A 16230-nucleotide genomic window follows, 5' to 3' on the forward strand; every position below is an offset into this window, starting at 1 on the left:
AGTCTGTGATTCATGTGGCGCACGTTACACCAACGAACAGATTGATCGTTGATGAAAAGCCATCTGGCTGAAGTAGTAGGTTAGCCATCCTAATCATTGAATGTTAGGAACGGCGGCTGTTCGCACAGCCGTGATTTTTGTTTCGCACCGCGCGCATAGGGCACAGCCGCGCCGGCCTTCCATCGTCCCGCGTTTGATGCTGTAAGACGGACCACATTGCGTCCGGGGGACACCTTTTCTCTCACATCCAATAAGACAAAGGCGTGACGGCTCTGCCGATCCTGCCTACTTTTTCGGGGATAACTTCTCTTCACAAAGACAGGGACATGGTTAGATATTCGAGGTTGGTAGGAATCGCGGCGGCGACGGCGCTGACATCCCTGGGTGCTCAAAGCGCGCAAGCGCAAGCAAGTACGATTACGGTTGCGGGTCAACAATTCAAGCTGTGCGCACAAGAGAACGGCAAGTGCTCGTTTCTCGGCACGGCTTCGGTGGTGTTCGGCGCGGTCCCGCCCGATGCACCGTCGACAATGCTGACGAGTCCCCGTACGTTCAGTAACGGCGTCGGGTGTTATGTCGGCTCCGTTTCGCAGGCCGATCCCGCGTTCGGATACAACAAGGCGTGCTGGATGAGAGCCGCGGCAGCTACGCCGTCACCTGCGCCCGCGCCCGCACCTGCGCCTGCACCTGCGCCTGCACCCGCGCCTGCACCTGCGCCTGCACCAACGCCTGCGCCTGCACCAACGCCCACTCCCGCGCCAACACCGACACCGACACCGACACCGACACCAAGCACTACGCCGTCTTCGTCCGCAGCGGCGTCTACGAGCGCCGCCATCTCATGCGGCAACCCGACGCAAACGGCGGGCGGAACTGCTAACGGCGTGATCAGCGCCGACACGCCGACCACCGACGGTCTGCGCGTGTTTCCGAACAACGCCGCGTTCAAGATCGCCATTACGACGAACGCACCGAACGCCGACACCGTCGTCTGGTCAGTGGCGGACTCGAATGGCGCAATCAAGACGCAGGGCAGTTTCGCCGTGAGTTCGGGCGTGCAGACCAACACGCTGTCATGCCAGTCGACGTGGGCCGGCTACGGCGCACTGACTGCTACGTTGCGCTCCGGCGGCGGCACACTGCCCAGGAGCGGAACGCGACCGATGGGCATCGCAACGTTCGGTGTATTGCCCGACCTGAGTTCCGCGATCGGAACCGTCGCCTATGCGCATCAGGACCAGCACCGCTTCGGTATGCAGGGCTTCAACGGCAATATCGCGGCGCTGCATGCGCTCGGCATCTCGTGGACGATCGACGATCGGCAAGTGTCGGCGATGGAACCCAACGGTCCAAACACCTACACGCCGAGCGTGAACGACCTGGATCCGTTCTATAAGGCCAATCCCGATCAGATGCGCATTGTGCGTCTCGACGGTTCGCCTGCGTGGGACTCGAAGACGGGGCAGTTCAACGACAGCTATTACGCGCCGTCGAACATGCCGGAATTCCAGAACTTCATGGCAAGAGTCGGCACCGATACGAGCGCAATTCGCGCCGCAAACTATCCGAACCAGCAGAAGAACTACTATCAGGTAACGTGGGAACCGAGCCTCGGCTGGGCAGACAGCGACGCGAATTTCGTTGCCATGTACAAGGCCGCATACGAAGGTATTCACTCGACAGATCCGAACGCGATCGTGATGGGTACGGGTAATCCATTCGCCGCGAATTGCGACACCTGCACGACCGGATATCTGAAAAAGTTCGGTGCGCTGGGTCTGTGGAATTACATCGACGCCGTGTCGACGCATGGTTACTGGAACGCCGGCACTTATCCGGCACATCCGCCGGAATTGCAGGACTCCGACCCGGACCCGGCGAACCGGGCCAACGCGCTCGACAACCAGATGACGCAATTGCGTTCGGTGATGCAAGCGGGCAAGCCGAACATGAAGCTCTTTTTCACCGAAGCGGGTACCAGCTACGATCCGGGCCTCAGTTATGGTCCGACGGTGCCGTCGCAGAACCAGTTGTTCGCTCACGCGGCAGTCGGCGTGCGCGCACACATCATCGTGCTCGGCGGCGGCGCGCAGGTCACCACACTGTTCTACGGCCCCGACTATCCGGGCGAAGTGGGCTACGGCTCGTTCTTCGATCTGAACAACGCGCAAGGTGCATTTGGCGCGACTAATCTGTCGCCAAAACCGGAGGCAATGGCATTCGCCACGATGACCCGCGTACTCGACGGCACTAATACGCTCGGTCGCGTAAAGGGCACGCCGTCGGGCGCATTTGTGTACGCGTTCCAGCAACTCGGCAACGGCAAAGTGGTGACCGCCGCATGGGCGCATAGCAACGCGCAATGGCCGGCAAGCAACGGCGTGTACAGCCAGACCTACTCAAGCAGTTATAGGTTGCAGGTCGACAATGCGGGCACGTCGGGCAATGTGACGAAGATCGATGGGTACGGCAATGTCAGCACGCTTCCTTATAGCAACGGTGCAGTGACATTGACACTTACTGAAATGCCGCAGTACATCGTATCGAATAACGCGACGGTGGCGAAAAACAATTCGACGGTCCCACTCGGTTATACGGGCCAGTAACCACACCTAAATAAATGCACTGAGTTAGGTTCGACGCGCGCCATTGAACATGGTGGCGCGTCGATCTGCATTTGGTGGGATCACAGCGATCTGCGAAAAGTACTGAATGTAACGCTCGTCTCTTTCTACCGACGGCAGGCCGGCAAGCACATCAGCGCCAGCATGGGTGTGACGATGCTGAGCCTATTTGTTATGTCGGCGCGCTCTTCGCCGGCCGGCCAAACGTTCTATTGTCTGGAATGCTTGCATGGACACGCTGAGTGCGAGAAAGATGCATAGCACCCGTGCGACAGAGAACGCGCGCTTGATCTTCAGGGTCATCGGAATCGTCGTCAATGCCGTACTCCACAGAGATTAAGCCAGGCGAACTCAAGAAAAATGGCAAACAAGCCGTCAACGCGTCACCTTCGCGTAGAACCTTCCGGCCTGGTTGCGGCACCTTGTTATAAGTAAGTCGCCTCCTGACGCTGAGATGAGCAAACCATTCAGTGCGGCTAGCTATTCCCGCTTGCCTCGAAACGGTTAGAGCGAGGCGGCCATCCAGCAGCGTGGTCTGCCTGTCTTTTCGCCTAAGCATACGTTGCCGTTCTAGCCGTGGCCTGCCGTTGTCTAGATCAATCCAACGACCGCGGCGTCATCTGAACGCGCGCCCCATTGCCATGGCACCGTACTCCCCAGCAAGGCGCGGACCAAGGATAAAACGAAACGTCGCCTTAAAGTAATAATATTATTTGACGGTACTTGTTACTGGTGTTTGCAATACTTACCGCGCGATGTGTCCTTCCGCACGGAGCGGGACATTTTAGGCTCTTATCGTCACGCAAGGTTTCCGCATTCTACTGTTTGCTACTCGAAAGAATCAGGCAAACCTGCTTGCCCGCTGTGCTCCATCCCGTTTTGCGCAATACGCTGCTTGCCATAACAGTAAGCCATCCCTGGTTGCTTGTTTGTCGACAAGCACGAATCCGAAAAAGTTGAAAGTCTCGCGCTAATTCGCGAGCCTGAGTTTGCGTGTTCGCGTTAAGTGGTACCAATCCCTTGCTTTGCTTTGCTTTGCTTCGCGTTTTGCGGCTCCAACGCAGTTTGGCGTCGGCATGAAATAAACGCGGCGTCGTGAAATCGGCGCTTTCACGACGCTTCGCATGATTTATAAGTTATGCAGATTAATTTTCGCATTTTGCGTTTTAAAACGAACGCAGGCTCCAGGTCATTGGATAAATTTGGCGCGTACCTGGGCGGCGAGCACGGTGGATAACTTGGCAAATCGTTAATTGGCGCGGGAGCCCCATGAGAATCGTTCACGTTACCGAGGCATTCGGAGGAGGCGTTCTGTCGATGCTCACGGAGCTTTGCAACCGCGCAGCGGCAATCGGCGCACATGTCACGGTCCTTTATTCGACACGGCCGGAAACTCCGAAGAACTTCATCGAACTGTTCCACCCCAAGGTCGACCTGGTGCACGTGTCCATGTGCAGGGACGTCCATGTCCGCAAGGACTGGTCGAGCGTTTGGGAACTCGCCAGACATATGCGGCGCTGCGATCCGACCGTGATCCACCTGCACTCGTCGAAGGCCGGTGTATTGGGGCGAGCGGCCGCCAGAATTGCGACGCAAAACGCGAAGGTTCTGTACTCGCCGCACGGCCTTGCTTTTTTACGTCGCGATGTCTCTCGCGCGAAGCAGCTGGCGTATCTGATGTTCGAGCGCATGGCCGACATGATGGGAGGGACTGTCGTTGCGTGCTCACCCGGAGAGTTGCGCGAAATTGAAGAGAAGGTTCGAGTGAAGGACGCAACGCTGATAGAGAACGGTGTAGACATCAGCAGTATTCCGCTGCGCAAGACTCGCGAGGACGAAAATGTCGTCGTCGGAATGAATGGCCGTGCGTCGTTTCAGAAACACCACGAGCTCTTTATCTCTCTCGCGAACACGTTGCACGACGCAACCACCAGGTTTGTCTGGATTGGCGGCAATAGCGAAGAACTGCCCGACGCGAGTCAGGCGTCGGCGCTCACGTGCAGCGGCTGGCTAACGCGTTCGCGCGCGCTTTCGTTGATGTCTGAGCTCGACGTCTACGTGCAGACTTCACGCTGGGAAGGCATGCCTGTAGCGCTGATCGAAGCGCAGGTAGCTGGCATTCCAGCGGTCGTGACCGACGTGGTCGGCAACCGCGACGTGGTGGTTCACGGCGTCACGGGGTTCGTTGGGTCGGATGAGGAGATGCCGGGTTACCTGAAGCAGCTCCGTGGCGACCGGAAGCTGAGGGAACAGATGGGTGCGGCCGCACGAGAACTCGCGGTGGCGAAGTTCTCGATGGACACCATCTTTCACAGATGGCTGAACACCTATGAGTCCAGCGGAGAAAAACACGTCAAGGAAGTACTGGACACCCATTCAATTGTCCCTTGCGATATCCAGCCCAACCCGGACAAGTCACTGTAGTTCCGGCGCACGATCTGAACGACTAGTTGAACGCACCAACGATTTACGGGGACCAACCGTGTACAAAATCTTCTTGCTACATCCCGGCCGGGCTAATTACCCCGAACTCGTGGCATATCAGGACTACTACGCCGCACGCGGTGTCGATGTGGTCGCCGGCACATTGAGTGACTACAAAGCGCTTGCGGATAAGGCAGATTTTCTCGTGTGGGCGATCATGGGCTTCTATCCGAAGCAGCTGGCGTCGGATTTCGTCATTCACGACTACAGGTCGCTCTCTGTGGGCGGCTCTGCTGGCCTGAAAGACATCGCAAAGCGATATCTGAACGCGCGGCCCAACTTGCGGATCTTCCAGAATACGCGCCAGCAAAACATCATGAAGTTCAATGACGACGTGCCCTCGGTGATCCTCCCAATGGGTGTTCCGAAATGGATCTTCGAGGTGCCGCAACAACCGCCTGATGCCGAGGATATCGCCGACTTTTGCTATATCGGCGACATGAGCTTCGAGCGGGGCTTTCATCTCGTCATTGAGGCATTTCTTGAGAACTTCCGCGAGGTGGATGCTTCGCTGCTGCTCGTCGGCAAGCCAGAGCCACGTCTTTACGAGCGGTACGCCGGTAAGCGTGGATTGGTGTTCGCTGGCGCGTTGCCACAGCGCGAGGCACTTGGCCTGGTTGCAAGGTCGTCGATTGCGGTGTCGTATTTCCCGTACCACCGTCCGCATTGCTACCAGACGCCGACCAAACTTCTCGAATACGCTGCGCTTGGAAAGAAAATTCTGTGCAATGACTCTCCGTCGAACGTCGCGTGCTGCGAGGATTTGCACATCAACAGCATCATCACCAGCTCCTCCATTTTCACCGGTATGACCGCCGCCACCATCGAGACGGCGAAGCCAAATCAAAGGGCGAATTTCACGCAGCTCGCGTGGGACAACGTTATCGAGAAATCGAACATCAATAGCTATATCTCGCAAAAAATAAACTTTAGCCAGTAGGACGCAACGCCTTCGCAAGCAAAGAGTTCGTCGACGACGTGGGTGCCGAGTGTGAGCAACGGAGGTAGGAAAAAGTGAAACTGTTTATTTTGCATACGGGCAAGGCGAACTATCCAGAGGTGGCCGCGTACACGGAGTATTTCGAAAAGAACGGCTATTTCGTCAACTCAGGCACGATGGCTGACTACCGGAAAGTTGCGGACCCGCACAACTATGTGCTTTGGTGCATCATGGGCTTCTACCCAAAGAGACTGCCCTCGCGCTACGTGATTCACGACTACCGCTCGTTGTCGGTGGGCAGCTATATCACACTGAAAGACGCGGCGAAAAAGTTGCTTCAGCCTCGTCCGAATCTAAGAATCTTCCAGAACGAATCCATGCAGAAGCTAATGGATTTCGACGACAGCGTCGAAACCATTCTGTTGCCCATGGGCGTGCCCGACTGGATCTTCTCCTGCAAGGGCTCGCGTAACGGGGCGCTGCCGACGGGAACGTTTTGCTATATGGGCGAGATCACCCGTGAGAGGGGCGTCGATGATTTTCTTGCAGGTTTCGCGTCCGCGCGGCGCGGTTCCGAAACCCTGGTACTTGTCGGTGCCGTGGAAAAGGAGATTGCCGACGCCTATCAAGGAGCGCCTGGCCTGATATTCACTGGAAAACTACCGCAACGGGATGCTCTCGATGTAGTAAAGAACTGCGAGTACGCCATATCGACGATTCCGTACTCACGCCCCTATAACGTCCAGACTCCGACAAAGCTGCTCGAATATGCAGCGTTGGGCAAAAGGATTATTTGTAACGACTCACCGTCAAACCTCACTGCGGCGGCCGCATTCGGCATTCTCTGCAAGGTAACGGGGCCCGACATCTTTGCAGGAATAGGTCAGCTGTCGGATGAGACAGTGCCGGCCAACGACCCTTCCAGTCTCGAACATCTTCGGTGGAATAACGTCATTGCGTCATCGGGAATCGACCGATGCCTGAACGCCGCGCTGCGCGTTCATTGACCATCGTGGGACCTGAGCCATCTGCGCTCTGGCTGGCCGAAATGGAAGCGGACGCCCCGGATCGTGGCGACATGAGGCGCGTCCGGCTCGCGCTCCAATCGCGATGAAAGCAGCAGATACATTAAGAGCGGCGAAATCGGCGACAGGTGACGGAGAAACGACCCATAGTCGGGTTCGAAGATCGCCTGAGTTGCAAGAAAGCTGACGATGAAGCAGAAGCACAGCTTCTCAAAGCGAGCAGGCGCTGCGACCGCACCTCTTTTCTGATACCGCGAGAACATCGAGGCGAGAGTAAAGAACGTGCATATTCCACCGATGGTCTGTGTCGCCACCCCCGAGAGAACCAGCGGCAAAGGCAGCAGAAAGGTGCCCAGAATAAGCATGGCATTGGTCACGTCCGAGACCATATTGCCGCCGGGAATGATCTGCACGATAAGCGAGCCGACCTCGCTCGGATCTCTCGACTCGTTGACCATCTGCCGTGCGAAGTCCAGCGTTTCGCCATATTGCATACGGAAGTTCGCGGCTACGCACGCGAACAGAATGACAGCCAGCAATGCTAGAAAAGGCGGCCTGCGCAGAACAGCGGGCCCGAAGTACAGAAACAGCGCTGGCGCTAACGTGATGGCCCAGTAGGTGCGAAAGAAGATCGCAATGAGCGCGACGCAGACTGTGAATACGACAACGATGAACCGCGAGTCCTTGCACTGCAGGATGAAGAGAACCGCTAGCGATATAACGATCTCCTTCGAAGGCATACCAATGTAGACCGTCTGCGCAAAGAGCCAGAAGCAGGCCAGCAGGAATTCCATGTACGTTAGCGACGTCACTCCTGAGCGCCAGATCGCAAGCACGAGTCCGACTGTTGAAGCGAAAAATCCGATCAACGATATTCCCGGCGTGCTAATGCCGAGGGACCGGAACGTCCACGCAAGGTTGTCGAAGGAGTCGCCAAAGGCCTCGAAGCGGCTAACCGTCAGCATTCGTTCGAGGATAACTTGCTCGTCGAGCAGGAACTTGGCCGGCAGCACCGTTTCATGGGCGATGGAAACGAAGCAAAGAAGGGCGAGTAGAAGCAGCCAGATTGTCGCCGACACACCGGGACTCGCGCTTCGCCCGATCAGCCCGGGTACTTTGACAATACGCACGTTCACCCCCTTAGATTGCAACCGAATCCCGCGGCTTGATGCTCATGCCGCCTCTCGCCACGTTCACCGAATAATAGATGCCGACGCATGCCACAAGCGTTCCCGATAGGCTGAGAAGCAGAACAACCGACATGAAGTCCAGCTTGAAGACGCTCGTGAAGGCGAAAATGATAAATATGCTGACAGCGCTCATCAGTTGAATCACCAGATCGAACTTCTGCTGCTTGAAGACGATAAATACCTGCGCAAGCGAACCGAACACGGCCATCGTCAGGAAGTACGGCGAAAACAGCATGTAAACGTGCATCGACTGCTGCCAGAGGTCTCCCATCTTGAAGTTGATGATGAGCGCAAGACCGAGGTAGCCAGCTGCAATAAGCACCACGCTCAGTGGCATTAGAACCAGTGAGAACGATGTTGCCGGATTCCTTGCGACGCGCACATCCGTTCCTCTTTCCACCAAATCGATGAGATCCCGTCGGAACACCGCGCCGAGGCTCTGCGACAGGAGAGACGCAGGGAAATAGCCGACGCGGTAGGCAAGAGCAAACACGCCCGCGTCGTGGGGTGCGAAAGCAAGTGGCATGAGGATCGCGATTGAATAGATTACGACCGAATTGAGCGACGTTGTCGGCAGCGAGAATTTGGCGTAATCGAGTTGCAGCCGGGAGAACTTCAGGCACTCCGGCGAAAGCATCGATCGGGAGGTGAAAAGATAGCCAGCCAGCGGGACGGCGGCTGAAGCAAAAAACACGAAGCTGTACACCGCGAAAATATCCGGCCCGCTCCACGGGTGTCTGGCCAACATCATCAGCGCAACGAATGCCACTGCAAAAGCGACATTCGGAAATGCGCGTTGCACGGCGATGCTCACGTACTTGCGCTCGCTTGCCAGTGCAGATGACAGTGCCTGCTGGAGGAATACACCGCTCGCCAGCACCACTACGGTCAAATACTTCTGCTCGCCACTGACCACCGCGACGGCGGCGAGCAGCAGTGCGATCGCCATGGCGACGCAACTCGAACTCACCAGCGCGCGAACGGCAAGCGTTTTATCCGCGGCCATACAGGCCACTTCGAGCCGCAAGCCCAGAACCGAACCGGCGAAAAGGCCAATCGCATTCAACTGGCTGAAGTAACCGAGCTCGCTCGGCCCGCAGAACTTGCCAATCAGTATGACCGCAATGAAGTTCGCGGCCTGACTGAGCACAACGCCCGCGATGCTAACGACCGAATGCTTTACATTAACGATCATCTTCTATTCGGAGTTCGGTTTGACAAAGCCGTACCGGTTATGCCGCATCGGCCACATAGGCTTTCCGCGGCATGCGCTCACGCACGGGTCAACTGCCGGATTTGGAGTCGCCCGAGGCGGTCGCGTACTGATACGACAGATATCGGTTGCGGCCTGCATGCGAACCCAAGCTGTAGCGATAGGCGGCGGGATGGAAGGCGTTGAAGATCACGCCTTTGACTTCCACGTTCGCATGCCTGAGTTGCTTGACGGACTCGCGTACTTCTTCGACCGACGTCGTGCCAAAGCGTGTTGCAAGGAACACAGTGCCGCAGCGGTGCGCCAATACGGCGGCATCGGATACCGCGAGGACGGGCGGAGTATCGATCAACACCATGTCGTATCTGTCGCCTACCGACTCCAGGAGGCAGGACATTGCATCGCCCATCAGAAGCTCCGCGGGGTCGGACGGTGTAGTACCGTTGGGGAGGAAGTCGAGTCCGGGCGCTACGTTACGCTGCAGGGCGTCGTCTAACGTGGCACTCTGCGTCAGAACGTCCGCGAGCCCTGGTTGCGATTCCTTGCTGAAATACTCGTTCAGATGGCCCCTGCGCAAGTCAGCGTCGATCAGCAGCACACGCTTGCCCGATCCGGTCATCACGGCTGCCAGGTTGGCGGACAGAAATGATTTGCCGATCTGTTCGCTCGGACCGGTGAGCAGCACGCGATTGTTTCCCGCTTCCAGCATTGAAAGCTGCAGCACGATGCGCAGACTGCGTAGACTCTCGACAGACGGATCTCCCGGAGAATGCGTGGCGAGCAACAGCAAGCCCTCGTTCCGTTTTGGCGATTCATGCTCGAGCGCTGCTTGCGTGCGCGAAACCGGCACGGTCGCATAGACAGTCAAACCAGTTTCCTGCTCGATGTCCTGAGGATTTGTCACACCGCCGCGCAGTATGTGGCGCATGAAGGTCACCACTATTCCCAGGACGAGGCCGAGTGCTGCGGAACCCGCGATCAGCAGTGGCTTATTAGGCTTGATCGGCTCCTTCGGTACGACGGATCGGTCGAGCAGTCGCACGGTGCCGACTTTGCCTGCCCGCACGAGTTTCAACTGCTGCATGTTGTTGAGCATGCCGACGTAGAGATCGTTATTAACGCGCACGTCACGCATCAGGCGCAACGACTCCTGTTCCAGTTCAGGCAGCGACGTCATTCGCTGCGAAACAGCGGCCTCTTTAGCGCTCAAGGCGGCAAGCTGCTGATCGACGGCACGAACCGACGGGTGCTCACTCGTGAAAAGTGCGGTAAGTTCGGAGCGTTTCTGCTTCAGTGCCAGTGCACTAGCCTGTAACTCGACGCTTTCGCGTAGATAGGTCTTGCCTTCCTCGCTGATGTCGAATGTGCCGCGCTTCATCCGCAACGCGTTGTAGCTGCGCTCGGAATCTTCAAGTTCGCTTTTCAGTTGGGGGAGTAAATCGCTGAGAAACGCCAGCGACTTTTCGGCCTCGGCTGCCTTACGCGCGATGTTTGCCGCAACGTACTCGTCGCCAATGTTGTTCAGGATCTTCGCGGTCAGTTGCCGATCGGTGCCTGTCAGCGACGCGCCAATAATGCCGCTCTGCTTGCCTTTTTCAACGATGAACAGCTTGTCTTGCAGGTTCTCCAGCGTCTTCAGTCGCGAGTTCCTCACCAGCAGGAATTCCGTGCCGGGATTCGCATTGAGTGCCTGCACGCGCAGCGTTATCTTTCCCGTGCTCTCGTTGGAAACGATCGTCTCGCCGACACGTCCGTAGATCGGCGCGTCAAGCTGCTTCTGTTCGACAACATAGCGGCCTCCGCCGAGCGAGGTCAGCTTGAAGTCGTTGCCTTCGAGATCTTCTGGAACATCGAACGTCCCTACGTTGATCGATTCGCTGCCCCACGCATAGCCGCCAGCTCCGAGCAAGCCGGGCTGCGACAGGCCTTTGTTCCAACGCGCAATCCAATTGCCGATCAGTGGAAAGCGCTTCGGCTCCGCGCTTATGTAGAGTTTGAGATTGTCGACCGCATTTCCTACCACCATGCGCGAGCGCAGTACCTCGATCTGAGCGGTAGTTTCTGTTTTGACGTCGAAAAGGCTTGATACGTCGCCAAGCAGACTCTTGGTATTGGTGGGGCTCTCCTGTTCTACCTGCAGGAGGATATCGGACTGGTAAACGGGCGGTGCGAGAAGACTGTAGGCCACGCCCATTGCAAGCACCATGCTCGCGATTGCCAGAACGAGCCACCGGTTCGCCAGGACTACGTCGAGGTAACGGACCAGATCAACGTCATTCTGGCGGGAGCCGGCAGCCTGCGACTTTGGAGAAAACTCGTTCATAAGGAGCCCATCATCGAAGAGGTTTAACCGACCACCCGCACACATGGATGTGCGAGTGCTGATGCCAGCAAAGTTACGTTGCCGCACGCTATTCGTCTGCGTATCGGCGTCAAGCGTCGCGGCCCATTACTTTCCGCCCGAGTTGCGAGCGTCGTTCGAACCCCTGAATATGCCGACGAAAGTCTTTCCATCGCTTCGATGGAAGAGGGCGGCAAACAAGGCTCATACATTGTCGGAATGCTGCGACTCGTCAGACGCGGATCGTGCCTGAATGAAACCGGGTCGCGTGTAGAACGGTGTGAAGGTGGACTAGCGCGTGATGCGCACCAGTCAGCACTGCCAAAGTCTGAGGTGCCATTTTCGACGCGTATGTTCGCGAGCGCACAACCTGAGCGGGATCATTTGCGCTGCATAGGCGCAGCACCACTGTGCATAAGATATGAATATGCACTTTGTCGGTGACGGTATTCGCGAAAAGTGAAACCGTTAGAGGCAAATGCAGGCAAGCAGCGTCTTTGTGGTTAACCGCACGTTCGGGCCTTATTGGGAACGGTATAAGGAAGCGCTCAACCCGTGCTGTATTTCGTGACCTGAAGAGGCGACATGAAACCGAAGCGACTAATGCGCACGATTTTTACGCACGCCATTCTTCTCAGCGGCTTACCAGCGCTCACACGCTTTCTACTGTGGCGAGACCGGGTTGCGGTACTTCTTTATCACGATCCCGATCCAACCACGCTTGATTCACACCTTGCGTATTTGAAGCAGTATTGCGACTTTGTTCCGATGTCCGAAGTGAACAGGCCTGGAAAAGGTCGCCGGCGCGCGGCGCTCACATTCGATGATGGCCATGTTGGAAACGCTGCGCTGTTGCCGATTTTCATCAAGCATGGCGTTCGTCCTACCATTTATATTTGCAGCAGCATCGTGGCACATGAGCGCACTCACTGGTGGCTCACGCCGGGCGCCCAGCATGCGGGCGTCAAGCGTCTGATCAAGCTTCCCAACGCGCAAAGGCTCGAAGAGTTGGCGCGGTACGGGTTTCAGCAAAATGCACGCAGCGACGAAGCTCCGGTCAGCGGACTCAGCGAAGACCAGATAGAAGCGATGCTGCCGTACGTGGATTTTCAATCCCACACGCGTTTTCACCCGACGCTCACACGCCTCGACGATCAGGAGTGCATCGAGGAACTCGCGCAATCGAAGCGTGAGGTTGAAGAGCTTACCGGGGCACCCTGCGAACACTTCGCATATCCCTATGGCCGATATGGGTCGCGCGAAGTGGCGATGCTAAAGGCGACCGGATACAAGAGTGGACGCACTACAGCAGTCGGCTGGAACGACGAAAAAAGTGATCCGTTTCGTCTGAGCGCATTCGATATCGAAGACGATTCGTCATTGCCATGGTTTGCCGCGCAAATGACCGGAGTGCCGCTCGCGTGGCGAAGGCTCCCTTTGGGCGCGGTGAAGTCGATATTGGTCAGGACGTTTCACTTCGCTCGTATCGGCAAGCCGCAGACGAATGCCGGTTAATTGATCGGTAGGGTGCAGTGGGTGATGTCGCCATCGCATCGCGGCAGATGCTGAGGTCTTTTCGACGGCAAACCATTTGTACTCGAACCTGCGGGAAAAATTTTGAGCGAACAGAGGCGCAACTTCCTGACGAAGTTAACCACGACCGCAGGCGCGGCAGTGGCGGGATACTTTTCGGCTAAACCGGCAACTGCGTCGAATGCAACAAATACACGCGGGCCCAGTGGCGAAGCAAGCGTGCTGGACTTCATGTCGCCCGAAGCACGCGCCGAGGCACGATCTGGCGCGCCGTCCGTCGATCACAGCGCTGCGATACAAGCGGCCTTTAGCAGCGGCGCCGCAGTCGTGAATGTCCCTGGTGGGCACGTGTTCAAGGTGACCAAGCCCCTCAGGATTGAGAAGGTAATTCGTGTAGTCGGCGGCGGCGAGTTGCGATTTACAGCCGGCATCGCCAATGCAGCGGCGATCACGGTGACTGCTCAAGGCTGTGAATTCGACGGAGTCTATCTCACGAACCCGAACATGCTTCAGTCGAATAGCGGCGAACGCAACGTCGGCATCATGTTTCGCGCGAGTCTCGGCTCCGTGACGCGCTCGACCATTCGCTATTTTCAGAACGGCGTTCAGGTCGAGTCGACGGGCGAGTACCACGACTTCATCATCGCCAATAACAGGGTTATTGACTGTATCGGCGCTGGCGGCGGCCCGACGCAAAAGTCCACTTATGGCGAGGATCGCGGCGACGGTATCACGGTCTGGGGTTGCGCAGCGACGATCACCGGCAATCTCGTGACAGCCAGAGCCGGTCAGGACTGCCGCATCGGAATACACATGGAAGGGCTGGCGAACTACCATGCCGACTCTTTCCCGCTGCAGGACAACATGTGCACGGTGGTGGGCAACGTCGTGCGAGGTTCGTTCCGACGCAGCATCGTGACGGAGAACGTCAATAACTCGACCATTACGGGCAACACCTGCGAGGGCGCGAAGTGGTGGGGCATAGCGATCGTCCGATCGCTGGCGTGCTCGGTCACGGGTAACACGGTGATATTCGACCGCGCCGCAACCGACGGCACCGGCTCTGCGTGGGACCCAATTCACGCAGGCATTGCAGTGTATGGCGGAGCCGTGCAGTGCGTCATATCGGGCAACACGGTCGACCTCACGCGCGGTCACGCGAGAGCCGCAATTTGCTTGATAGGCTCGGACACCGATAACGCGGTCTCAGTGGAGCAGCGGGCGACGGCAAACGGCACGGCTCGTGTGACGCTGACATCCGCAAATGCTGCGGTTCAACTCGGCCAACTTATTACTGGGCCTGGCGTGCCGTCAGCAACCTTTGTCGTGAGTGTTGCTGAAACCGCGCTGGTTGCGAGCAACCCGATACGCGCCGGCTCGCCGCTATTGACTTTCATATGGCACGAGCGCGGACAAGGCACAGCTGTCACCAATAACAGTGTGCTTTGTAATGCTGCGGATGGTGCAATTGGCATTCTCGCGCTCTACCAGGATTCGCCGTCGATTCTAGGCAATAACCTGCGCTACATGGGCGCGCACGGAATTCATTGTCTGGACGTGTCAGACCCAGTAATCAACGGCAATACCGTGCTTGGTCAAGAGAGCCCGAAACACGGCATCTATCTGGAGTCGAGCGCGACGGGGGCCGTGGTAGTGGGTAATGTGGTCGAGGGTTTTAGCGGGCCTGGAGGAAGTGGAATTGCGGCGGCAAATCGCGTTGGCGGTGTTGTGTCGGCCAATCTCGTTCGCCGTTGCGAGACGGGCATGAATCTGAACGGCTGCACTGCCATGTCGGTGACGGGAAACAGTGCAATGAGCTGTGGCACGAGTTATTCGCAGGCACGCGGTGCCGGCATGCTCCTCGCAAGCAACGCCAGTGCGGGTTGAGAAAATAACATCGCGGCGCGCGAATCAATAAAGATCACGGCAACGCATCGCATTGCCGGATTGTTTCATTAGGTCCACGTTCCGAGCCGCCGCGTGTGGACAAGTTTCACGTCACGAAGCACCAGGAAGTGTGGGGTACTAAACAAACCGTCGTCGCCGCCTTCGCATACGATCGAATGCCGTCGACGTTAATCGCTGCCTCCGAACACGTAACCGGTTCGCCGCCTCCGGAACCGAAGCAACGTAGCGATCGCCGACTCACCCGACGTGTTCATCGGCTGCCGCGCCAAACGCTGTTTGCGAAGGCGAGTGTGCAGTTCTGTGAGCTTTTGCGAAGGACGACGCCTTGTTTGATCCGAAAGCTCTCATGCGCGCTGAACCTGGCGAGTCCACGCCGGTTGAAAGATCGTCGCGCCGCGTCTTCCTGCGTGATGCCGCAATGCTTGCACTCGCGGCGGCGCCTTTGTCGTCGTACGCCCAGCATGGGACGTCGGGGCTCGTCACTCCGCCAGTTCATCTGGAAGACACGCGGCTGGTCGATCAGACCGGTACAGAGCGATCGCTGAACAGCATGCTGCTAGATGGCGTGACAGCAGTTCAGACCATCTATACCGGATGTAGCTCCGTATGTCCTCTGCAAGGAGCGCTGTTCAGCGCGGTGCAGCAACGGTTGCAACAAACTCGTGGACGTTATCCGGTTCGATTGCTCTCGATCGGAATCGATCCGCTTTCCGACTCACCGTCCGCGCTGCATGAGTGGCTCAAGCGTTTTCAGGCCGGGCCAGCATGGACTGCTGCGACTCCGACACTGCGAGACGTCGACGGAGTGCGGATGGCACTTGCAGGTAGCCGCTTGCCGCTCGGCAACATTGCGGATCATGCAACCCAGATCTACTGCTTCGATGCAAGCGCGCGGTTGCGCTGGCGCAGCGCGGATCTTCCACGTGTAGACGAAATTTGCAATGCGCTGGGCGCATTGGGGCGCGCGTAGTT

Annotated in this window: 11 protein-coding genes; 7 read left to right on the plus strand and 4 right to left on the minus strand. The window is 57.4% G+C overall.

Translation table 11 applies throughout. The features are described 5' to 3' along the window. Nucleotides 1-645 precede the first annotated feature (645 nt). Entirely contained in the window at nt 646-792 is a 147-nt protein-coding gene (locus J2W46_RS13250) for a hypothetical protein (RefSeq protein ID WP_310354290.1), read from the minus strand. Between the two features lie 92 nt (nt 793-884). Here J2W46_RS13250 and J2W46_RS13255 point away from each other — a divergent pair, with 92 nt between their 5' ends. From J2W46_RS13255 to J2W46_RS13270, 4 genes are all read left to right on the plus strand, one after another. Beyond that, a complete protein-coding gene (locus J2W46_RS13255) occupies nt 885-2606 on the plus strand; it encodes a glycoside hydrolase family protein (protein WP_310354292.1) in 1722 nt (573 codons plus the stop codon). A 1287-nt stretch (nt 2607-3893) separates the two neighbouring features. Continuing rightward, nucleotides 3894-5048, plus strand: coding sequence for a glycosyltransferase (locus J2W46_RS13260; RefSeq protein WP_310354293.1), 1155 nt, complete (start codon nt 3894-3896; stop codon nt 5046-5048). 58 nt (nt 5049-5106) lie between these two features. Further along, nucleotides 5107-6048 carry a glycosyltransferase gene (locus tag J2W46_RS13265; protein WP_088173034.1) on the plus strand — a complete coding sequence of 314 codons (942 nt, stop codon included), beginning with the start codon at nt 5107-5109 and terminating at the stop codon, nt 6046-6048. Between the two features lie 74 nt (nt 6049-6122). Next, on the plus strand, nt 6123-7055 hold the full coding sequence (locus tag J2W46_RS13270) for a glycosyltransferase (protein ID WP_310354295.1): 933 nt from the start codon (nt 6123-6125) through the stop codon (nt 7053-7055). On the opposite strand, the gene J2W46_RS13275 is transcribed toward J2W46_RS13270, so the two are convergent. The 3 genes from J2W46_RS13275 to J2W46_RS13285 form a co-directional block, all read right to left on the minus strand. Beyond that, on the minus strand, nt 7049-8203 hold the full coding sequence (locus J2W46_RS13275; RefSeq protein ID WP_310354297.1) for a hypothetical protein: 1155 nt from the start codon (nt 8201-8203) through the stop codon (nt 7049-7051). The genes J2W46_RS13270 and J2W46_RS13275 overlap by 7 nt on opposite strands. A gap of 10 nt (nt 8204-8213) precedes the next feature. Further along, a complete protein-coding gene (locus tag J2W46_RS13280) occupies nt 8214-9212 on the minus strand; it encodes a polysaccharide biosynthesis protein (protein ID WP_310354299.1) in 999 nt (332 codons plus the stop codon). 334 nt (nt 9213-9546) lie between these two features. After that, a complete protein-coding gene (locus J2W46_RS13285; RefSeq protein ID WP_310354301.1) occupies nt 9547-11799 on the minus strand; it encodes a polysaccharide biosynthesis tyrosine autokinase in 2253 nt (750 codons plus the stop codon). Between the two features lie 621 nt (nt 11800-12420). Here J2W46_RS13285 and J2W46_RS13290 point away from each other — a divergent pair. The 3 genes from J2W46_RS13290 (at nt 12421) to J2W46_RS13300 (ending at nt 16228) form a co-directional block, all read left to right on the plus strand. After that, nucleotides 12421-13332 carry a polysaccharide deacetylase family protein gene (locus tag J2W46_RS13290; RefSeq protein WP_310354692.1) on the plus strand — a complete coding sequence of 304 codons (912 nt, stop codon included), beginning with the start codon at nt 12421-12423 and terminating at the stop codon, nt 13330-13332. Between the two features lie 345 nt (nt 13333-13677). Next, nucleotides 13678-15237: a right-handed parallel beta-helix repeat-containing protein gene (locus tag J2W46_RS13295; RefSeq protein ID WP_310354303.1), complete on the plus strand. Its 1560-nt coding sequence runs from the start codon at nt 13678-13680 to the stop codon at nt 15235-15237. Nucleotides 15238-15604: 367 nt separating this feature from the next. Beyond that, entirely contained in the window at nt 15605-16228 is a 624-nt protein-coding gene (locus J2W46_RS13300; protein ID WP_310354304.1) for an SCO family protein, read from the plus strand. The last annotated feature ends 2 nt before the right edge of the window (nt 16229-16230 follow it).

This window comes from Paraburkholderia strydomiana (assembly GCF_031456815.1).
Taxonomy (GTDB): Bacteria; Pseudomonadota; Gammaproteobacteria; order Burkholderiales; family Burkholderiaceae; genus Paraburkholderia; species Paraburkholderia caledonica.